General features: G+C 28.4%; 20 protein-coding genes. 4 read left to right on the top strand and 16 right to left on the bottom strand.

Features of this window, described 5'->3' with window-relative positions; genetic code table 11:
- Positions 1–53: 53 nt before the first annotated feature.
- The 8 genes from ACTG48_RS20425 to ACTG48_RS20460 form a co-directional block, all read right to left on the bottom strand.
- A complete protein-coding gene (locus tag ACTG48_RS20425) occupies positions 54–1,163 on the bottom strand; it encodes a DgaE family pyridoxal phosphate-dependent ammonia lyase (RefSeq protein ID WP_021386624.1) in 1,110 nt (369 codons plus the stop codon).
- A gap of 39 nt (positions 1,164–1,202) precedes the next feature.
- Positions 1,203–2,315, bottom strand: coding sequence for an amidohydrolase/deacetylase family metallohydrolase (locus tag ACTG48_RS20430; protein ID WP_021386583.1), 1,113 nt, complete (start codon positions 2,313–2,315; stop codon positions 1,203–1,205).
- Between the two features lies 1 nt (position 2,316).
- Positions 2,317–3,411, bottom strand: coding sequence for a DUF871 domain-containing protein (locus tag ACTG48_RS20435; protein ID WP_021386605.1), 1,095 nt, complete (start codon positions 3,409–3,411; stop codon positions 2,317–2,319).
- 131 nt (positions 3,412–3,542) lie between these two features.
- Entirely contained in the window at positions 3,543–4,844 is a 1,302-nt protein-coding gene (locus ACTG48_RS20440) for a PTS sugar transporter subunit IIC (RefSeq protein ID WP_479917825.1), read from the bottom strand.
- Between the two features lie 216 nt (positions 4,845–5,060).
- Complete coding sequence (locus ACTG48_RS20445) at positions 5,061–5,762, bottom strand: GntR family transcriptional regulator (RefSeq protein WP_021386608.1); 702 nt, start codon at positions 5,760–5,762, stop codon at positions 5,061–5,063.
- A 154-nt stretch (positions 5,763–5,916) separates the two neighbouring features.
- The gene (locus ACTG48_RS20450; protein ID WP_479917826.1) at positions 5,917–6,234 is read right to left on the bottom strand and encodes a PTS sugar transporter subunit IIA; all 318 of its coding nucleotides are present in this window, start codon (positions 6,232–6,234) and stop codon (positions 5,917–5,919) included.
- A 47-nt stretch (positions 6,235–6,281) separates the two neighbouring features.
- Positions 6,282–6,593, bottom strand: a complete 312-nt coding sequence (locus ACTG48_RS20455) for a PTS sugar transporter subunit IIB (RefSeq protein ID WP_479917827.1) — start codon at positions 6,591–6,593, stop codon at positions 6,282–6,284.
- Positions 6,594–6,897: 304 nt separating this feature from the next.
- Positions 6,898–7,791, bottom strand: a complete 894-nt coding sequence (locus ACTG48_RS20460; RefSeq protein WP_479917828.1) for an AraC family transcriptional regulator — start codon at positions 7,789–7,791, stop codon at positions 6,898–6,900.
- A gap of 159 nt (positions 7,792–7,950) precedes the next feature.
- Between ACTG48_RS20460 and dpaL the strand changes: the two genes are divergently transcribed.
- The gene (gene dpaL / locus ACTG48_RS20465) at positions 7,951–9,177 is read left to right on the top strand and encodes a diaminopropionate ammonia-lyase (RefSeq protein WP_479917829.1); all 1,227 of its coding nucleotides are present in this window, start codon (positions 7,951–7,953) and stop codon (positions 9,175–9,177) included.
- Positions 9,178–9,297: 120 nt separating this feature from the next.
- On the opposite strand, the gene ACTG48_RS20470 is transcribed toward dpaL, so the two are convergent.
- From ACTG48_RS20470 to ACTG48_RS20500, 7 genes are all read right to left on the bottom strand, one after another.
- Positions 9,298–10,257: a hypothetical protein gene (locus tag ACTG48_RS20470; protein WP_479917830.1), complete on the bottom strand. Its 960-nt coding sequence runs from the start codon at positions 10,255–10,257 to the stop codon at positions 9,298–9,300.
- A gap of 229 nt (positions 10,258–10,486) precedes the next feature.
- On the bottom strand, positions 10,487–10,615 hold the full coding sequence (locus ACTG48_RS20475; RefSeq protein ID WP_285891512.1) for a hypothetical protein: 129 nt from the start codon (positions 10,613–10,615) through the stop codon (positions 10,487–10,489).
- A 223-nt stretch (positions 10,616–10,838) separates the two neighbouring features.
- Positions 10,839–12,020: a hypothetical protein gene (locus tag ACTG48_RS20480; RefSeq protein ID WP_479917831.1), complete on the bottom strand. Its 1,182-nt coding sequence runs from the start codon at positions 12,018–12,020 to the stop codon at positions 10,839–10,841.
- 138 nt (positions 12,021–12,158) lie between these two features.
- Positions 12,159–12,638 (bottom strand): 23S rRNA (pseudouridine(1915)-N(3))-methyltransferase RlmH, encoded by a 480-nt coding sequence (gene rlmH, locus ACTG48_RS20485; RefSeq protein ID WP_479917832.1) that lies wholly within the window; start codon positions 12,636–12,638, stop codon positions 12,159–12,161.
- 67 nt (positions 12,639–12,705) lie between these two features.
- Positions 12,706–14,805, bottom strand: a complete 2,100-nt coding sequence (locus ACTG48_RS20490) for an EAL domain-containing protein (protein WP_479917833.1) — start codon at positions 14,803–14,805, stop codon at positions 12,706–12,708.
- A 12-nt stretch (positions 14,806–14,817) separates the two neighbouring features.
- Positions 14,818–15,615, bottom strand: a complete 798-nt coding sequence (locus ACTG48_RS20495) for an MBL fold metallo-hydrolase (RefSeq protein ID WP_021386601.1) — start codon at positions 15,613–15,615, stop codon at positions 14,818–14,820.
- A 252-nt stretch (positions 15,616–15,867) separates the two neighbouring features.
- Entirely contained in the window at positions 15,868–16,332 is a 465-nt protein-coding gene (locus ACTG48_RS20500; protein WP_479917834.1) for a GyrI-like domain-containing protein, read from the bottom strand.
- A gap of 345 nt (positions 16,333–16,677) precedes the next feature.
- On the opposite strand from ACTG48_RS20500, the gene ACTG48_RS20505 reads away from it, so the two are divergent.
- Positions 16,678–17,487 (top strand): MerR family transcriptional regulator, encoded by an 810-nt coding sequence (locus ACTG48_RS20505; RefSeq protein WP_479917835.1) that lies wholly within the window; start codon positions 16,678–16,680, stop codon positions 17,485–17,487.
- 2 nt (positions 17,488–17,489) lie between these two features.
- Positions 17,490–18,533 carry a BtrH N-terminal domain-containing protein gene (locus ACTG48_RS20510; RefSeq protein ID WP_479917836.1) on the top strand — a complete coding sequence of 348 codons (1,044 nt, stop codon included), beginning with the start codon at positions 17,490–17,492 and terminating at the stop codon, positions 18,531–18,533.
- Positions 18,534–18,628: 95 nt separating this feature from the next.
- On the opposite strand, the gene ACTG48_RS20515 is transcribed toward ACTG48_RS20510, so the two are convergent.
- Entirely contained in the window at positions 18,629–20,092 is a 1,464-nt protein-coding gene (locus tag ACTG48_RS20515) for a M1 family metallopeptidase (RefSeq protein ID WP_479917837.1), read from the bottom strand.
- Between the two features lie 124 nt (positions 20,093–20,216).
- Between ACTG48_RS20515 and ACTG48_RS20520 the strand changes: the two genes are divergently transcribed.
- Positions 20,217–21,275 (top strand): DnaD domain protein, encoded by a 1,059-nt coding sequence (locus ACTG48_RS20520; RefSeq protein WP_021386620.1) that lies wholly within the window; start codon positions 20,217–20,219, stop codon positions 21,273–21,275.
- Positions 21,276–21,277 lie beyond the last annotated feature (2 nt).

Genomic DNA, 21,277 nt, shown 5'->3' on the forward strand with positions numbered 1-21,277 from the left:
TACCCCCGTTAGTAAAATTTAATAAATCTTTATAATTTTATTTATCTTATTTTCTATTTTTCTATTATCTCTTTTATTCTATTATAAATAATATCTAAATCATCTTCACTCACGCTTCTTATATCAACCTCTATATTGCCTTCATTAGACTTATAATCTCGAGTGTATATAGCTATCTTTCCACCTCTAAGTTCGTTTATAATTTGTTGTGTTGATTTATTTATTATATCTTCATTAAAATTAATCTCTCCACGTAATATTTCTCTCCCTGCTGAGTCTCTAGTTATATTCGCACTAACCCCTTTTAAAGTATTTATCTTATCTATAAATGGATTTAACTTATCCTCCATTTCTTTTAAAGTTACTTTAGCACTATTCACATATCTCTCAATTGCGCATGTTAAACCTATTATATTTTCTTTTCCTATTTTCATAGCTCTTCCAATACCCTTTGATTGAAGCTTTACATTATCTATGTATTTTTTCCTACCTATTACTAACCCTGAACTAGGACCCTCTATAGCCTTTGCACCACTGTATATAACTAAATCTGCTCCTAATTCATAGTATACTTTTAAATCTTCCTCTGCTGCTGCATCTACTATTAAAGGTAGGTTGTATTCTTTGGAAACTTGCACTGCATCTAATACACTTAGCATACTCTTTTGAACACAATGATGAGATTTAATATACATAATTGCTGCTGTATTGTCATTTATCTCTCTTATTATATGTTCCTTACTGCACATATTACTATAACCAGCCTCAAAAACTTCTCCACCACCAAGTCTTATCATTGTTTCTACTGGAACTCCATAGTCAACATTGTGTCCTTTAGGAATTATTATTTCCCTTTTAATTTGTTTCTTAGGGTTATTTATATTGTAAATTAAATTTATATCATCCTTTGCTATTATTGCACCTACACTCTGTGCAATTCCAGCAGATGCACTAGAAACTATTACTGCACTTTCACAGCCTAATAAACTCGATATATATTCACCAGTTTTATTTACAAGCTCTTCTACTATGAAGAAATTTTCACACCCTTGACCTATTGCTTCAATAACTTCCTTATCTAATGTTGACACCCCTAGTATAGTCATCTTACCTGAAGCATTTATAACACGTCTTACAGAGTACTTTTCAAATATACTACTCATACAATCAGCCTCTCCCATCTATACATTCTATTTTATGGACTAACATATATTCAAATACTCTCCATTTATTACTACAGCCCTTGGTTTTATGGACGTATTTGTGATTACTGAATTATTCAAAGAATCTTGAAGCTCTTTTTCTTCATTTACTACATCAAATATAGTTAAATCAGCATCATATCCTTTTTTTATTAAACCTTTATTTTTCAAATTTATTGCATTTGCTGCATTTTTAGTAACCTTATTTATTATATCTTCAAGTGAGTAACCCATATATATAAACTTTTCCATTGTTGTAGATAAACTATATACTGGACCATTTATTCTATTTTTAATATATATATCTGTACTTATGGTATCTGGAAAAAGTCCTGCATCTTTAGCTTTCATTGCAACATCCATACTAAAACTTTCTGTTCCATGACCTACATCAAGGATTATACCTCTTTTCCTAGCTTCTATAATTTCCTCTTTAAGTTTATTACCTTTCAATATTCCATTTGGTTTTCCGTTATATATATGAGTTAATATATCACCTTTTTCCATATATCCTAATATATCCTCTATAGTTGGAGGAGAACTGCCAAAGTGAACCATCATAGGTAGATTAAGTTCTTTTTTAATTCTTTTAGCTAACTTCAAAGGTTCAATACCATTTGAAATTACAACACTTTTACTCATTCTAGCTTTGATTCCAATAATAAAGTCTTTATATTTTTTAACTGCATATTTAAGCGCCTCCTCATCTATGCTCATCATATTTGAAAGTTCATCTTGAGACGTTATTCCCTGCTTTGCAATATTTATCAAAGCATACACATTTGTTTTGTACTTTTTAGTATCCTCATAAAATTTTTCTATATCTAAAGCACCTGTTGTCCCTGTATCTACCACAGTGGTAACTCCACTTTTTATTCCAACCTCATCAGGATAATCCTTATAAATCTCTAACCTTTCATAGCAGTGTGTATGTATATCTATCCATCCTGCACTAATAAATGTCTCTCCATACAGCTCTATGATTTGGCTTGCTTGATACTTAGAATCATCTATATTATTTGTTACCTCTATTATTTTACCTTCTAATATAGCTATATCAATTATATGTTTATCTACTGTTTTTCCACCTTTGATTAATATGTCTATCTTCACTTTACTCTCCCTCTAAAATAATCTTAAATTTGCTCCAAGGTTCAATAAAGTCTAAAAGCATTATTTCATCTTCCTTTATTCTACCAACCCTATTTTTTCTTTCATCTTCACAGTCTTGAAGTATCAATTGTAATTCTCCTTTATACTTTCCAAAGTCATCATTACCAATCACTACGTCTCCTCTTTTAAAAACAGTACTGTTATCATGTTTAGGGAAATGTTCTTTAGCATATTTTTTTCTTACCTCTGTAGACCTGGCCACCTGGCTAGTTATGTCTCCTCTTCTAAAGTGTTGCTCTTTTATCATTATTATCTTTTCTACCTCAGAAATTTGCTCCTCAGCTACTACATTAAATACAATTTGATATTTATTTACTTCAGACATTCTTTTTAGTTCATCTTCACTTGCATATGCATTTCCTACAATCACATCATCAATCAAACCAGTTGCAAATAAGTGCTTAGTAGCTGTAGATATATCTAAATTTCTATGCATTTCAAGTGTGCACAATCCATCATTTATATCCCAAGGTCCTATCGTTGCATGTTTTGAATTAACAAAAGCAGCAGTTCTTATTCCATACTTTTTAAATCTATTTGAACATCTTACAAAGAAATCATAGGGTAAACCTGTACCCCTTTGAGGGTAAAAATTATGACAACCATATATATTATTTACATTTGGCTTGTACGTAATTATATTATCTAAGTATGCTACATCATTACTCATATTTAGCTCTACTTTTAAATCATATGGATTAAAAGAAATCATGGCTTCTTTACTTCCATCATATCCATAGTCAAGTCTTATTCCACTAGCATTTAACTCATTGAAGAATGTTAAATCATCATAAGATATTTCTAATATATCAAATATATTTGGAGCTATATCAAGGATTACTTCAAATCCCAAGTCTCTTGCATAGGTTATAATCTCTTTAAAATGTTTTTTAACCTCTTCCTTTGGTCTTGTAATTGAAAGCATACACATAAATATTCTTTTAAATCCATACTTTGAAGCCATTTTTATATATGCTTTATCATCTTTCATATTACTATGTTCTGGATATACTGATATCCCTAATCTTCTTTCCATCTTTTTCCTCCTCAAGTTACATTTTTAAAGTATATAAATTATTAAAGGTGAAGGTAATTCCTCCTACCTTCACCTTTAATAATTTATAAGTTTCTTATATTTACAATACAAAACTTCTATTCTATGTATTTTTATAAACTTTCACTCATTTCTTCTTGCTCCCTTTGTAATTGTTGTTTTTCAAAAACCTTGAAGAATGGATAATAAACAACAAATGATATCACAAAGTTAATTAATACTAAGATACCTGCCATTATACTCCAGTTAGTACTCATTACAGCTGCTATTGGTGCTGGCATTGCAAAGGGTAGTCTTGCTACCATCATAGGTATAATCCCTGTAATAGTAAGAACATACGACAAAGCTGTCATTATCATAGGTCCAATTATAAATGGTATCCCTAGTATTGGATTCATAACTATTGGTGCTCCAAATATTATAGGCTCATTTATGTTAAATAGCCCTGGTAAAAATCCTAATCTACCTAAACTTTTTAGGTATTTTGACTTAGAAAACATAAACATTATAACTAATGCAAGAGTAGCTCCTGCTCCTCCTATCCATACATACCATTGTAAAAATTGTTCTGTAAATATATTTGGCATTGCATGAGCTGATACTCCTTCTGTGAATGCAGTTATATTTTCTGCTATGGACATATCCCATATAGGTCTTATTACTGGACCCATTATAGCTGGACCATGTATTCCAAGTACCCAGAATACTGTTATTAAGAATACTGTCAGCAGTCCCCCACCCAAACTGTTTCCTGATAAGAATCCTTTTAAAGGTGATAACATAGAACTTAACGCTGTACTTATATCAAATCCTAATATATGTCTTATTACCCAGAATAACATTAACACCACTGCTGTTGGTAATAATGCAGTAAATGAGTTTGAAACCTCTGGTGGAACCCCTGCTGGCATCTTAATTGTAATATTCCTTTCCTTCATAAAACGATATATCTCAACTGTAATTAATGATGTTACGATTGCTCCAAATAATGATGGCGAATTAAGTTTTGCCATATCCATCCATCTTCCAGCTTCTATAACTCCATTTATCGGTTCAATCACTTGAGTTGGAACTATTGTAGAAACCAAAAATGCCATAACTGCAAGCATACCAACACCTGTTGTATCTAGGTTGTAGCTTTTGGCAAGTGATGATGCTATTCCAAAAGTAGCATATAGAGATAAAAATCCTACAGTATATCTAAATGGTATATCTAATGTTGCCTTGAATGGAGCTATAAAATCCATATAAGCATCAATAGGTATGTTTAGTAATATTGTAAAAAATGAACCCACTATTGTTAGTGGTAAGGTTGCTATTATACCTGCCCTTACAGCTCTCATATGCCTTTGATTACTTATCTTCGCCGCTACAGGCATAACCTTACGTTCTAAAAAACTTGCGAATTTTTCCATAATTCCCCCCTGTATTAGTGATATTTTCCTTTATTTATAATTCAATAACTATTTCATAATAAAAATTAATTTTTATGTAATTGGTAATATCACTTATTTGCTTAAAAATATTATAACATTATAATGTTTAGTTGTAAACATTATAATGTTATAATATTTTATAAAGGAAATAAAAATCCTGAGCATATTATCACTTTAATAAGCTCAGGATTTTTATTATATTTCATATTTAATTACATAATTTTGTACTTCTGTATTATATCTTGCAAATGATAATTCAACTATGCTATCATTTTCATCATATGTTTTTCTCTTTCTTCCTAATAATTTGTCTTTCTCAAGATTTAGAGCCTTTGATATTTCTACTTCTGATTCTTCTATAAAAAATTCATCTTCAAATCTAGTTATGTTTATATTTCGTCTATATAAGTACATATATAAAGAACTGTGATTATTAAAGCTTTCAATAGTTAGATTTTCGTCAAAAGGTATATAATGAGTAAAATATATGTATGGTTTGCTATTCAAGTAATACATTCTAGTAATCTTACTACAGTTTTCTCCAAATATACAAAATTCTTGTGAGTTTGCATCATTTGTAATTTTTTCAATTGAAATAATCTCTTTAGATAACTTATGACCTTTAGATAAAAGTATACTTGAAAAAGAATCTGCCTTAGATAACTTATTAAAAAGACTATTACTTATTACTTTTGTACCTTTCCCACTTTTTTTCTCTACATATCCTTCTGATTCTAATATCTCAATAGCTTTTCTAATAGTAATTTTACTAACGCCAAACTCTTGCTCTAACTCTTTTTCTGTTGGAATATTTTCATCAATTTTATATTCATTATTTAATATTTTTTGCTTTAATATCTCTACAACTTGTATATATAATGGTTGATTTCTTAACATGATTCACCTCTTAGATTATATGTTATAATATTATAACATATAATCTTATACTTTAATAGTAGTATATATTAACTTTAAACTTAATATAAAAAGAGTCCTCAAAATAAACTTAATGTATATTTTAAGAACTCTCTTAATTTGTTCCTGTTAATTCTTATTTATCTTGTAGCTTCAAATGTAAATCAACGATTTCCTCAGCTAACTGTTGAAAATTCATAGAATTCATTAAGTGGTCTTGTGCATGTACGAGTATGACACTCATTTCTGTCTTGTTTCCACTAGCTTCATTTTGTATTAATTCTGTTTGATATCTATGTGCCTTATTTATAACTTCCTTAGACTCTTTTAACAATTCTTTTGCTTTTTCTATATTTCCATTTTTAGCTTCTTGTATTGCCTCAAAAGCTAATCCTTTACCTTCACCTGCATAACCTATTATACCAAAAGAAATCTCTATAATTTTTTCGTCCATCCTTTGATTCTCCCAATTTATATATTAAAAATAAATTATATTTTCTATTACTTTGCATTGTTAAGTTCTATTGCTCTATTTAGAACAGCTTTTCCATCAACTGTCCCATAATGCATCATATTTATAACCTCTACTGGTACATTATGTGGCTTAGCTATTTCCTGAGCCTTAGGCAATATGTATCTAACTTGTGGACCTAATAATAAAACATCACATTTTTCTATTTCATTTTGTATAGTTGATTCTGGTATTGCCCAAATTTGTGACTCTATACCATTTTCTTTAGCTGCACTTTCCATTTTATTAACTAATAAACTTGTAGACATTCCCGCTGAACAAGCCAACATTATTTTTATCATATATTCCCCTCCTATTTTTTGTTAATAACATTTTAAACATTATAATGTTATAATATTTATTTAATTCTACCTTAAATGCTATATACTTTCAACACTTTTTTATTATTTTAATGTTATTAGTTGCAAAACAGATAAAAACCGTATCATTTGCTTGTGATACAGTTCTTCATAACTTAATCCACTGAGCGTGTTTTTATTACTTAACTATAAGTGATTAATCATTGAATTTTATTTGCTTAAACCTTAATATAAAATACTCAATACCCCAGTATATCTAATTATAACTATTAATAAAACTATTTTATTACAAATTTATTTTTTGTCTTCTATAAATAGATGGTGATACTCCTGTTTTCATTTTAAATTTTTCAATAAAATAACTAGTACTTCCAAATCCACACTGATAAGCTATATCTGAAATTGAATCATTAGTTGTAATTAATAAATTTGAACTAGCTACTAAACGGTAATTAGTAATATATTCAAAAATAGTGCAATTCATATATTTTTTAAATTCACGACAACAAGTACTTTTAGATAAATTAACTTCTTTTGCTAAATTATTAAGTTCAATTTTCTCCATATAATGATTACATATATAGCTAATTATATTTTTTATATGCAAACTATTGTTTCTAGCTTTATCATTAGGAAATAATACAAAATAAGATTTTATTAAAATGTTCCATACCTCTATTAATAAGATAAATATCTGTAATTCGAACCCCATTTCCTTTTTGTTATACTCTTCATAAACTTTGAAAACCTTGTTTAATATAACCGATTTCCATTCAATATCATTTTTCAAAATACAATAATTAATTCTAGAATTATCTATATAAGGTTGTATATATTTTATATTTACAAGACTTCCTGCAAAGCTAGATATAAAGTCTGAATTAAAAACTACACTTATATAAGAACAATCACTTCCCTTATAATTTTTTGCTTGATGTAATTGCCTTACATTTATAAATATCCCTTCTCCTTCAGATAAAATTATTGAGTCTCCATCAACATTAAAATTAATATTACCCTTTGTTACAATACAAAATTGCAACTCTTCATGCCAGTGCCAATCAATATATCCTAAAATATTTTCACTTATTTTAGTTTGATAGACTGTAATTGGAAATTCAAATGAACCTTGTTGTGTTACTTCTTTTTTATTTTTATTAGTAACAATATTATCCTGCATAAATCAATCCTCCTTTTACTAATTTCGATTTTTTTAAATTATATATAACTTGATAATATAACGATATTTATTGCCTATATTATTATATATTTTTTGTGAATTAGTCAATATAATTATAATTAAGAAATAAATAATAAATAATTTTAGGAGATAAAAACTATGAGAAATATAAAAGATATCAAATATATACAAAATGAAAATTCAAGAAATTTACACAAATCTAAAGTAAGTATAGACTTTATTAACAAAGAACAAATAGAAAAAATCAGAAACTTCCATAGAAGCTTTTCAGAGTATAAAGTAACTCCTCTTCACAGTTTAAGTGAATTAGCTAATGAATTAGGTATTAGTAATATCTGGATAAAAGATGAGTCATATAGATTTGGACTTAATGCATTTAAAAGTCTTGGTGGTTCATACGCGGTTGGAAAATATATAGCAAAAAAATTAAATATGGATATTTCTGATCTTTCTTTTGAAATGCTAAATAGTAAAAATATAAAAGAAAAGCTTGGAGACTTAACTTTTGTAACAGCCACTGATGGAAATCATGGAAGAGGGATTGCTTGGTTTGCAAATCAAATTGGACAAAAATCAGTAGTATTTATGCCAAAAGGGTCTTCTGAGATAAGATTAAATAATATTAGAAAAGAAGGTGCAAAAGCATCTATAACAGATTTAAATTATGATGATGCAGTAAGATTAGCTACTAAATATGCTGATGAAAATAATGGTGTTATAATACAAGATACCGCTTGGGATGGTTATGAAGAAATTCCAACTTGGATTATGCAAGGATATGTTACTCTTATTGATGAAGCTATAAATCAAATAAATTCTTTAGATAATGGAATTCCTACCCATGTATTCCTTCAGGCAGGAGTTGGCTCTTTTGCTGGAACTGTACAAGGATATTTAGAATATGTATTTGGCAATAATAGACCAATAACTACGATAGTTGAACCAAATGAAGCAGCATGTATATTTAAATCGGTAGAAATAAATGACCAAAAACCACATGCTGTTACAGGTTTTATGGAAACTATAATGGCAGGGCTTAATTGTGGTGAACCTAACACTATAGGTTGGAATATTTTAAGAGATTATTCTGATATGTATATTTCTTGCCCTGATTATGTAGCTGCAAGAGCAATGAGAATACTTGCTAACCCATTAAAGGGAGACCCTACGGTTGTATCTGGAGAATCTGGTGCGGTAGGTTTAGGAATTTTAAGTTTGATTTTAGAGGAAGATGGATTAAAAGAAATAGCTGATAAGCTAAACATAAATAAAGATTCAAAAATACTTGTTATAAGTACAGAGGGTGATACTGATCCTGAAAATTATAAAAGAATAGTGTGGGATGGCGCTTATACGTCAATTTAATAAAGTAAGGTAGATTAGGTATTCATTACCTTATCTACCTTACTTTATTTATTCTGTTATATCACTATACGGTTCTCCGTTACAACTCCAACGGAGCACACTTACTTTATTAAAGTTTACTTAATCATTTTCAAATCTATAATCAATACAATCACTACACATCTCGATATCATCTTCATTAGAAATTACGTAAGGACTTCCACAATAACAACACATTCCTACTTCTTCTTCATTATTTTCAATACCACAGTTTGTACACTTCCACTTTTCTAAAACTTCATCATTTATAAATGAATCAACACCACATTCTGGGCAATCATATTTTGGATATATTCCACCATCTTTTACTGTTCTATATTCATTTATACCTAATATTCGCTCTATATATTTACTTGCCACTTTGTTACTATCATCTGTGTATCCACAAAATAAGCACTTTGTTCCATCATCCGTTATTAGTGAGTCTTGAAAACAACTTGGACACTGTAGAATGCTTCCATATTTTGAGTATGAATCAATTTCTTCTTTTATCTCATTCCATCTATGCTCTACAAATACTTCAATTTCACCTATCTTTAGCCTTATTTTTTCTAATAATTCCATTTCATTTATGCTAAAGTTGTCATTTTCAAAATTATCAATTATAAATTCTACTATAAGATTGAAAACTTTCATTAGATAAGCTATCAATGACTCATACGAGTCTACAATAGCAAAGTGCTCTAATTTATTTCTTTTTTCTCTAAGTTTTTTTAGTAAATTTTCTTCTTCTTCACTAAAACATACATTGCATACTTTTTTTAATCTATTTTGACATTCTTTTGAATCAATGCTATTAAAATTGCCTTGTGAAAAGTTTTTTTTATCTGCGTTCTCAACTTTTTTAAAAACTTGTTTCCAATCAGTTAACATAAGTTTATACTTAAAAATCAACTCTATACCTGATGACATATGTAATATGCTATATTTTATATTACGCTTATTATTATCTTTTTTATCTATATGTTGAGTTGAAGATAAAATAAAATCAAGACCATTCTCTAATAATGTAAATTCAATATTGCTTTTTATATTATTCACTTAAATCCTCCATTCCATTATACTATTTACATTGTATTACAAATTTCAAACAAGTACAATTAAGCATAGGAACAGGAAAAAAGGAAGGGTCTTCATCTTCTTCAGACTATCTTTCCTTCACTAAGTATCTTACTACATCTTCATTTATCTATAGCTCTATAGTATCTATTACTCTTGGCTTATCTATCGTTACCTTCGATACAAGCAAGTTCAACAACTGCTTTCTTTGTTATCTTGTACTACTTTCCTTGAACACTTGTCCAAACTTCTTCATCACTTGACTTACTAACTCAAAATGTACTGGTTCTCCTTCTTCTAACATTACATCTTGCTTTATTTCATCTAGTCTAAACTTCAAAATATCTATCTCTTCATTTAGTTTATTTACTCTTTCTGCCAGCTCAGTTTTTGTTAGTCTTCCATCTTCAAATAGTTCTATGTTAGTCCACTTAGAATTAACTCACTACCCATAGACTCTATTGTGAGTTTCACTTCTATCTTTTAGGATTATTTGTACTTTTTCCCATATAACATTATTTATTATAGCTTCGTATTCTCCATATCTATGATAGATGAACTTTTTATATAATCTTTATTTTCATCATTTCTGCTTGAGCTAATGGTTCTAATTCTCCATTATTAATACGTTCACATACATTTGAATCTAATTGAAATATAGCCTTCAGCTCCCCTGTATTATCAAGATATTCTATTACATTGTTTTTAGCTTTAGTAATTTCCCACAGTCTAAATAAAAATTGAGATGAGTGAATCATTCTTTGCTTTTCATTATCATATAAAGCATCTTCAAGAATTAGTTTACTCTCTATACTGTCTTCTACAAAATCTATAATTTTAAATCCTTGTGATTGTATTCCCAAAAAGGCATTGGTAATCAACTGTTCTACTCTTATATTTGATTTATCGGGATTATACTTAATTATTTCATCAATATTATCAACAAAAAATATCGTATGAGCTAACTTTATTGACCCTAATGTATAATATACATCACCAAAACATTTTTTTAGTTGTTCTATAGATATCCTAAATGAGTCTTTTATCTCATTCTTGTTCTTTATAAAACAATTTATGATCTCTCCTTCAATCTCATAATTTTCATGTGCTACTATATTTCTTAATTGATTTAGTTTTATTTCTTTTATTCCACTCATAGTGTCTAATTGTATTCTAAAAAGTTCCCCTGTTATATTAGCCTGTATTATTTCTTCAAAGAATGCACCTAAATCTTTCTTTTCAAATGTATTAACCTTTTCTTTTTTACCTTTGATTATATATATGTTATTTAATATATTAAATGAATAAGGCTTTATAATCCCCTCTATTAATTTACCAATTTTTTTAAATGTAACTTCTACATATTCTTCTATAGTCAAATTTTCTCTTACTTTATCCAAATTATATATAATCCAATATTTATTTATTGCTTTATTAATATCTGATGACCAATTAGCAAATGCTTTAAAACACTCTTCTTTATCAATATTCATACTATTCTTATACATATCTAGACACATAGTAAATTCTTGATAATACTTCTCATATTGTTTTAATTTAGTTAAGTTAATTAATTCTGGTAATAAAACTTCAATTGCATTTCTTTCTAATACTTGCTTATTCATAAAAAACTGATTAAACTCTTCTATTACCATTTCTTTTATATCCTCTGGTGAATATCCTGCTTTAATTATCCCTAAGTAAGTTTCATTGCTTATATCTGAAATTACTTTTCTTTCCCCCATAAATTCTCTCCTTTAATCATTATCAATTACAACTATACCATATTTTTCAATTATATTGCATTACTTATGATACAGTATTTTTATGTATGAAAATAGCCTTAACCAAGATATATCAATGGATAAGGCTATTTTGATCCGTTACTTGTGATACGGTTCTCCATTATTTATCCTATATGCTCTATAAATCTGCTCCAACAATATCAATCTCATCATCTGATGAGGAAAAGTCATCCTAGAAAAAGACAACTTATAATCAGCTCTTCCTAAAACCTCATCAGAAAGCCCTAGAGAACCTCCAATTATAAAACAGACACTACTATTCCCTCTAACCGCTAAATCACTCATCGTCTTAGCTAACTCTTCAGAAGACAAATTTTTTCCATCAATAGCTAAAGCTATAACATAACTATTGTGCTTTATCTTCCCTAAAATTTTCTTACCTTCTTTATCTTTTATAATTTCCATTTCCTTAGCACTCAAATTCTCTGGAGCTTTCTCATCGTCCAACTCTATAATTTCCAACTTACAGTACTTAGAAAGTCTTTTTTTAAACTCATCAATACCTAATTTTAAATATTTCTCTTTAATTTTACCTACCACAACTATACTTATATTCATATGTTTCTCCTAAACTTAATTTTGCTACAAATTTATATCCTAATATAATCTATAAGCTCTTATAAAATTATCTCACTCTTTCTTGATTTGCATACTCTATAAACTCTTCAAAAGGTACAGCTTTGCTGTAATAATATCCTTGATATATTTCACATCCTAATCCATATAACTTATCTCTTTGATTTAAATTTTCAACATACTCTACAATTATATCAAAATCCAAATGCTTTGAAAGATTTACAATAGACATTATGATTTCACTGCTTCTTTTATTTGTAAGTATCTCTTTAACTAACGAACCATCCAATTTAACTATATCAAAATTATTATTTTGAAGATATATAAGAGAGCTGTGCCCCATGCCAAAATCATCCATAATTAACTTTACTCCCAAGTTATGTATCGCATTTATACGTTCAATAATTATTTGTGAACCTGACAATGCAACTTGCTCTGTGATTTCTATACCTAGCATATTGGGATTTATATCATTACCATTAATTATATTTTTTATTTGCTCTGGCAACTTAGGGTCATCAAGTTGGTCTGGAGATATATTTACAGAGAATTTAACAGGATTTCTCAGTAGCTTTTCACTCTTCTTTAAATCAACACATGCTTTATTAATAATATACTCTCCAAGCTCATCTAAAAATCCTTCTTCTTTAGCCAAGATTATAACTAGTGGTGGATAAATGAATCCCCCTATTGAATGTTTCCATCTAAGTAATCCCTCTGCACCCACGACACTTCCATTATAATTAACTTGAGGTTGATAAAAAAGTTCTATCTCTCCTCTTTTCATAGCAAATTTTAAATCTGAAGCCAACATTTTTGAAATTGACCCTATTTTACCACTGTAATTTAAAAGATTTGGCTGTTCACCTGTTAATTCATACCTTTTTATTAAATTTGTTAAGTTTTCTATATTATTCTTAAACATGTATGTATATCTATTTTGCGACATTTTTATAAATGGTATATAAATCATAACCCCAATACATAGATTAAACAATTGTAACATACTACCTCTTATAGAGCCTGTAGCCATATAGCCACTTAAAAATATAGGTGATGTCCATTCTACAGGAGAAACTGTACATGGAACAAACCCTATAGACATAGCTATATAACTTGTAATAGTTAAGATTATAGGCGTAATTACAAAAGGTACAAACATAATATGGTTAAAAACAATTGGGATTCCGAAAACTAACATCTCATTTATATTAAAAAGAGCTGGTATGGAAGCAATTTTGGCTAGCTTTCTTACATTTATACGTTTTTCACTAAGAAAAATCGCAATTACTAGACATAGCAAAGAACCGCATCCACCCAACAAGACCATTGTATCAAAAAAAGTCTTAGTAAAAATTTCTGTTGGCAATTGATTATTGTTAACTAAATTGATATTAATTGCCATACTATTTTCAAATAAACTTTTTGCAACTGTATCTAGTACATTACTCCCATGAATTCCAAAAAACCACATGAAATGCATCAAGAAAATAAATAATAAGGCACTCATGAGATTTCTTCCCATTTTACTAAACACATTTGAAAATAAATCGTAAAATATATCTTGAAAGTTTGAACTTCCAATTAGATTTATCATTATTACTCTAAAAATAGAAAATAAAAATACTACAATTATGAACGGAACTATAGCCGAAACTACCATATTAAAATCTGCATCTGCTCCCTCTGTATGAAACTTTACACTTGTGACAAAAGATTCTGTAAGTTTTACAAACAATACAGATGATGTCATAGCTACAATAATAGCTGTAAATAACCACTTGGTCTTAAATACTTCTATATAATTAAGTTCATTGCCACTTGAAAACACTAAAAAAGAGCACATTGCAACTATAGGAACAAGTACTGTATACTTGCTCCCATATATTTTCCCATAACTATAACTTATTGTTAATAATATTATTAATGAAATAATTCCTAAAGTAGAATCATTTATAAAGTTAAGTATATTTGTAATTTCTCCATTAAACAAACTTGATAAATACTTTTGATAAGCATCAATTGGAAGATTCAAAATGACAAGAGCAGTTGAACCAGCCATAATAGCAGGTATCGCTAAAATCATTCCTTGCTTTATAGAATACAAAATTTTATTATCTTCGACATTTTCGAAATTTCTTTTTAGCAAAGTTATTCACCTCTACTTCATTTCATAAACATTAGAAACATCATTTCGTGATAGTACATCTAGTTTTACATCCTGTCCAACTACTATATCATTTGATGCTAATACTCCTTTTGAAGTCTCATATGCCAATTCTGGAAAATTATTTTCTTTGCTTAAGTGTGCCAATAATATAGATTCTGTCCCTTCATTAATAAGCTCAACACAGAAATTAGCTGCATCTTCATTAGATAAATGGCCAGTATTTGACATTACTCTTTTCTTTAAAGCATATGTATATGACCCCATCATAAGCATATTAGGGTCATAATTTGATTCTAACACTACTAGCTTAGATTTATATAGGTGTTTTTTTATATTTTGAGTTATACATCCTATATCAGTAGCTATAGATATCTTTTCATCACTTTCTGTATAGAAATTATATCCAACTGGGTCAGACGCATCATGTTCTATTGAAAAAGGTCTAACTATAATATCTCCTAATGAATAAGTTTTATCATTTTCAAAAACTTTCATATTTTTATCTTTAACATCTCCTAACTTATCCTTCATAGAACACCATGTCTTTATATTAGCAAATATTGGTATATCAAACTTTCTTGATAATATACCTGCCCCTTTTATGTGGTCAACATGCTCATGTGTTATAAATATTCCTTTTAATTTATCTGCATCTACATCAATGTCTTTAAGACCTGTAGTTATTCTCTTTCCACTTAATCCTGCATCTACTAGTATATTGGTATTTTTATATCCTATATAATGGCAATTTCCACTACTGCCACTTCCGACTGAACAATACTTTAGCATTCCTTCACCTCTTTTTCTGCCTTATAAATTATATTATACCAAAAAAACAGGAGTTGTCTCGAAATTGATTTTTTCTAATCAAATTTTAAGCTCAACTCCTGTTTTTAATAAAGAAATATTCCTTCTATACGGCTTACACTTAGGTAAATATTAGAAATTTTTCTAACTTGCTGTCTTCAGACTTGCTTTACTTTAGCACACAAGATATACAATCTATTTTTATTCAATCACCTATATAATCTCTACCTTGTATTAATGAATTGGCAACATCATTTTGGTTAAAAGTTCGCTCGTTGGGCGATTTGGCGTATTTAGGTATTGATAATAAATTTCTCCAAGCATTTCATATGGACTACTCTGTACCCATGCAAACAATTCTTCTAATGTAGAGTCTTGTAAAAGATAATCACCTTGGTCAATTGCAGTAACTATCTTTTGTGCAGGTATTTCTATCCCCTGAATATCATCTACGCCTTCCATCTTAGTTGCAGTAGGAAAACCTATTTCAATATTTAAGTTTTCTAAGTCCATATTGTGAAAGCAGACAATAGGTGCTCCTGCTACGAAAGTATTTTTACTTTTTATATAGTCCATGATTTTGGCATATCCTTGAGCAGAGAACTCTTGAAATTCAAGCATGAAGTTAATTGTTTTCCTTATTACTAAAGCATAATATGCACTCTGTTCAACCACAGTAATATCTGTTTTTCTTGACATTTCATTTCCTCCAATAAGTTTATTTTATTTATAGTTAATATGATATCATCTAGCATATATTGTGGCTTGTCCTACAATGCTCTTTTTAAGCCCCAAAGTAATAATTAAATGGCACAAACATATTTAAATACTATACATAATATTTTCAATATGCAAACCATAAAGCAAATTACTTTAAAAATACATTATAAATTAATAGGAGTATCAACTCTATATTCCATAAGGACATTATATATATAAATAGAGAGATAAATAGCTTATTGTATAGTCATCTTTAATACGTTATAATTTTCTTGACATTCCAGTGCAGAGGATAGTTTACAATTAAAATCGAAGGAGGTAATTATGTATAGAATAAGTCAGTTTTCTAAAATATCTGGTTTGACTGTAAAAGCTCTACGCTATTATGATAAAGAAGGTATTTTAGAACCATCATTTAGAAATGAAGAAAATCAGTATAGATACTATGATGATGATAATTTGAAAAAAGCAATGCTTATTAAGTATTTACGCTCTTTAGATTTTTCTATAATAGAAATCAAAGAAGTTGTTGAAACTGTCAAAAATGAAGATGATTTAGTATATATCTTACAAGAAAAAATTAAATTTATTGAAATGAATATTTCAAGAGAAAAGAAACTCATTCAGAAAATTAGCATGGGTACATCTTCATTAGAAATTACGCATGAGAATAACAAATACAAAATTGAAAACATTGAAATTCAAAAAATGCTTGTTGCTTCTATCAGATTCACTGGAAAGTATAGCGACCTTGATAAGTATGTCCCATTGCTTTATAAAGCAGTAAAAAATAATAAAGATGGAAAACATTTTAACTGCTATTTTGATGAGGAGTATGTTAAAAATGCAGACATAGAATTATGTGTACCTCTAAAAAAGCACATTACAGATACAAGTATTGAGTGTAAAGTATTACCTAAAATTAAAGCAATATGTACAAAACACTATGGTAGCTATGATACTTTATATCTTGCATATAAGGCTATGTTTGAATATGCTAATGCTAATAACTTGAAAATTTTGACTCCAAGTAGAGAAGTATATATCAAAGGGCCTGGTGCTATTTTCAGGGGAAATCCTGCTAATTATATAACTGAAATTATTTTGCCTCTTGAAATAATAGAAAAGGAGTAATTATGAAAAAATTAATTGAAAGTTTTGTTCCACAAGGCGGGAAACACTGTATTACTAATTCGCTGAAACAAATTTTTACTTATTATGGTTATCCAATGTCAGAAGAAATGTTATTCGGATTAGCATCAGGTATATCATTTCTATATTTAAATCAATCTGCCTCACCTATGATAAATGGAAGAACAAAAATATTTGAGTTTGAAAATAAACTTGCCAAACGATTAAACATAGAAATTAAATGTAAGTCTGGGAATAATTATCCTAAGATTTTTGACAGTACAAAACATTTGGTTGATACAAATAATCCAGTCCTAATTTATGTAGATATGCCTTATATGAAATATCTAGGAATGAACCAAAATAACCATTTTGGAGGTCATGCAGTCGTTTTATTTGGATATGATGAAACATCAAGAAAATTTTGGATAAGTGATAGAGATAATCATGATTATCCGATAAAAATTCCCTCTGGGCAAATATCTCAAGATTATCATATGGTCGATTACGATGAAATTGAAAAGGCACGCAGTAGTGTATATAGACCATTTCCTGCAAACAATAAATATTTAATATTTGATTTTACTGGTTTCAGAGTGATTGATAAGGTAATTTTACAGGAAGCTATAAAAGAAATTTGTGATACAATGCTAGATCCACCAGCACAACTTATGGGTATTAATGGAATCATGAAATTTTCAAAAGAAATACTAAAGTGGAAGCAATTTAGCTCAAACAAACTACGCTTGGCTGGGATAACAAATTATTTTCAAATCAGTAAAGATGGTGGAACTGGCGGTGGGATTTTCCGCAAGATGTATGGCGAGTTTTTAATTGAATCTGCTCCAATAATAAAAGATGAGAGACTATTTGTGATAGGTCAAAAGTTTATTGATGTTTCTGAACATTGGAACGAAATAGCTAATGATATGTGGGAATTATCTCAGACAGCTAATGTTGAACTTTTGAAGAAGATGTCTAATTCAATCTCACAAATTTATGATGATGAAAAAAATTTGTATTTATCATTAAAAACTACTGTAGATTAGAGGTTCTTAAGAACCTCCATTTCTATTTTTTCTGTTTTTTACACAAAAAAAGAAATGCTCCAAATTCTTATTTTGAAACATTCCCTGTACAAAATTTACTTGTATTCACTTATAATCTTATTTATATCTACCCCTTTACTACTCCATAGCTCTACAAAAGCTCTTCCATTAGCATTTTTATGTTTATATTTATTATAGTATTCATTTAAAGTCTCAAAGAATACTTTATCGCCAACTTCTTTTCTTATTTCATTAAAAGCTATTGCCCCTTTTGTATAAACATTCAAGCTGTATTCAGTAGAATTTTTATACTCATTTGTTGGCTTAAATATATTCTCACTCAAATAACTCTTTGTCTGTATTTCCATAGTCTTTAGAAGTTTATTTGCCATTTCTTTACCATATTTCTGTTCAAAATACACTATTGTAGAATATTCAGTAAGTGCTTCATCCAACCAAGGTTCACTTATTTCATCATTTCCAACAGCAGAATACCACCATTGATGTGCTGTCTCATGAGCAATAACATATTCAAGTAGAAATTCATTTTTTTCATTATATAAACTTTGGTCTATCATAACAAGCATAGGATATTCCATCCCACCTATAAAAAAATCACTTGCTACAACAGAGTATTCTTTGTATGGATATTTGCCAAATAATTCACTAAATATATCTATTGAGTCTTTTGCAACTTCAGTTGCTTTTTTAGAAAGTTTTTTATTTAAATTGTATGTACTAATAGCTACTCCTTTTGAATCCACTTTATTTACATCAAATTTACTACTTAATATAAATGCAAAGTCTCTAACATTTTCAGCTTCTATTTCATATAACATCTTTTTATTGTCATGTTTGTCATTTATAAGTTTTCCTGTATGAGCAATTTTATATTTATTTGGAATCAATAGTTTCACATGAAAATCGCTAGTTTCACTATAAAACGGGTCCCCAATTGTTTCATAACTCTTTAAATTCCATCCTCTTTCATCATTAACACAAGCTATAGGAAACCAATTAGTAACATTTATAGTATTTTCTCCATATCCAAATCTTCCAACTGAATTTGGCATTTTTACATTATATTTTATGTCTAATGATATTTTTTCATTTGGTTTCAATTCTTTTCCTAATTCTATTTCTAATATATCATTTTTATCCCCTTTAATTTTATACTCCATTTTACTATTCTTATTTAATACATTCTTTATATCTATGTATCCTTCATTAAATCCATTAGGATAAGCTCTTGTCATTTCCTCTTTTTCAAAAGGAGCAAAATCTTTTTTGGAAAAAGCATTTGGATATATATGAAAATATACTTTATCCATATTTGATTTTGTATTATTTATGTACTCAACATTCTGATTACACATTAGCCTCTTAGTTTCATCATCAAATATAACATCCATATTATATTGATTTATCTTAGAATTGTTTTTTTCTTTGTACGTTTCTAGACTGTCATCCTTTTCTATAAAGCAACCTATTATTAATACCACAAATAGAATTGCTACTGATAATGTTCTTCTTACTTTTTGGTTGAATTTTATAACCAAAATATCTCCTCCCTTTCAAAATGAATATTGCTAGAAAATATTTACATGCTAATCTTGTGACCTTTTATTTGTTTACAGACAAATATAATATAAAAAATGATATAATTTAATCTGAGGTGATAAAATGTTTTTCAAAGAAAGCAATGAAATAGATTTAGGTGAAATCACTATTCCCAATATCTTTATAGATATATTTATGCCAATGGCGGACGGGTTATACGTAAAAGTTTATCTTTTGGGTTATAGACAAGCATGTGATATTACTTCTAATCCTAAGTTCGACAATAATTCAATAGCCAAAAACCTAAATATACCTTTGTCTGATGTGTTATCTGCTTGGAAATTTTGGGAGGAAAAGAAGATTATAAAAATACATGACAATGGAGAATTTGATAGTTTTAATTATTCAATAGAATTTTTAGATTTAAAAAATTTCTATATTGAGAATATATTAGGTAATAATTCATCTATAAAATCTAATACAGATCAAGTTGTATCTACTTCTGAAAATCCAAGTATTAGAAAAATGTTCAATTCCATAAATAAAATAGTTGGCAGATATCTCGACCCAAGTGAAAAAATAAGTATTATGGATATAATGAATAAATACAATATGAGCCCTGATATGATACTTTGTGCTTATGAATACGTCAAAGATAAAACAGGTACATCAAAACCAGTTAAATACATTGAGGGTATTATCAGGAATTGGTATGATTCAAATTTATATACACCAAAAGATGTTGAAGACAGCTTTTTAGTTAGAAGTGAGAGATATATTTTATATAAAACCATTTTCAATGAGTTAGGATTTTCAAGACAACCATCAAAGTCAGAAAAAGAACTTATGGACAGTTGGTTTGATAAATTTGATATGGATATGGACTTGATAATAAATGCCTGTTCTAAGTCTAAAAATATTTCAAACCCAAGTATATCTTATATAAATGGTATAGTTAAAAATTGGAATGAAAAAAATATAAAAAATTTAAATGATTTAAAGCAAAAAGAGGAAGAACGTATAGTTAAGGAGAATATTAATAAGAAGCAGATTAATACTACTCAAAACAACAATACTTACAAGAAAACTAAGTTTCATAATTTCAACGAAACATTCACTCAGTATACCTCTGATGAACTCGATGAGATTATTAAAAAAAGTCAAAAAGAAAAGTTTAAGTAGGT

Source organism: Clostridioides sp. LIBA-6822, from assembly GCF_056688955.1.

What these genes read in the sequence shown, in the direction of transcription:
- ACTG48_RS20425 (WP_021386624.1), bottom strand. Translation starts at nt 1,163, where the DNA reads ATGAGTAGTATATTTGAAAAGTACTCTGTAAGACGTGTTATAAATGCT.
- ACTG48_RS20435 (WP_021386605.1), bottom strand. Translation starts at nt 3,411, where the DNA reads ATGGAAAGAAGATTAGGGATATCAGTATATCCAGAACATAGTAATATG.
- ACTG48_RS20440 (WP_479917825.1), bottom strand. Translation starts at nt 4,844, where the DNA reads ATGGAAAAATTCGCAAGTTTTTTAGAACGTAAGGTTATGCCTGTAGCG.
- ACTG48_RS20445 (WP_021386608.1), bottom strand. Translation starts at nt 5,762, where the DNA reads ATGTTAAGAAATCAACCATTATATATACAAGTTGTAGAGATATTAAAG.
- ACTG48_RS20450 (WP_479917826.1), bottom strand. Translation starts at nt 6,234, where the DNA reads ATGGACGAAAAAATTATAGAGATTTCTTTTGGTATAATAGGTTATGCA.
- ACTG48_RS20455 (WP_479917827.1), bottom strand. Translation starts at nt 6,593, where the DNA reads ATGATAAAAATAATGTTGGCTTGTTCAGCGGGAATGTCTACAAGTTTA.
- ACTG48_RS20460 (WP_479917828.1), bottom strand. Translation starts at nt 7,791, where the DNA reads ATGCAGGATAATATTGTTACTAATAAAAATAAAAAAGAAGTAACACAA.
- dpaL (WP_479917829.1), top strand. Translation starts at nt 7,951, where the DNA reads ATGAGAAATATAAAAGATATCAAATATATACAAAATGAAAATTCAAGA.
- ACTG48_RS20480 (WP_479917831.1), bottom strand. Translation starts at nt 12,020, where the DNA reads ATGGGGGAAAGAAAAGTAATTTCAGATATAAGCAATGAAACTTACTTA.
- rlmH (WP_479917832.1), bottom strand. Translation starts at nt 12,638, where the DNA reads ATGAATATAAGTATAGTTGTGGTAGGTAAAATTAAAGAGAAATATTTA.
- ACTG48_RS20495 (WP_021386601.1), bottom strand. Translation starts at nt 15,615, where the DNA reads ATGCTAAAGTATTGTTCAGTCGGAAGTGGCAGTAGTGGAAATTGCCAT.
- ACTG48_RS20500 (WP_479917834.1), bottom strand. Translation starts at nt 16,332, where the DNA reads ATGTCAAGAAAAACAGATATTACTGTGGTTGAACAGAGTGCATATTAT.
- ACTG48_RS20505 (WP_479917835.1), top strand. Translation starts at nt 16,678, where the DNA reads ATGTATAGAATAAGTCAGTTTTCTAAAATATCTGGTTTGACTGTAAAA.
- ACTG48_RS20510 (WP_479917836.1), top strand. Translation starts at nt 17,490, where the DNA reads ATGAAAAAATTAATTGAAAGTTTTGTTCCACAAGGCGGGAAACACTGT.
- ACTG48_RS20520 (WP_021386620.1), top strand. Translation starts at nt 20,217, where the DNA reads ATGTTTTTCAAAGAAAGCAATGAAATAGATTTAGGTGAAATCACTATT.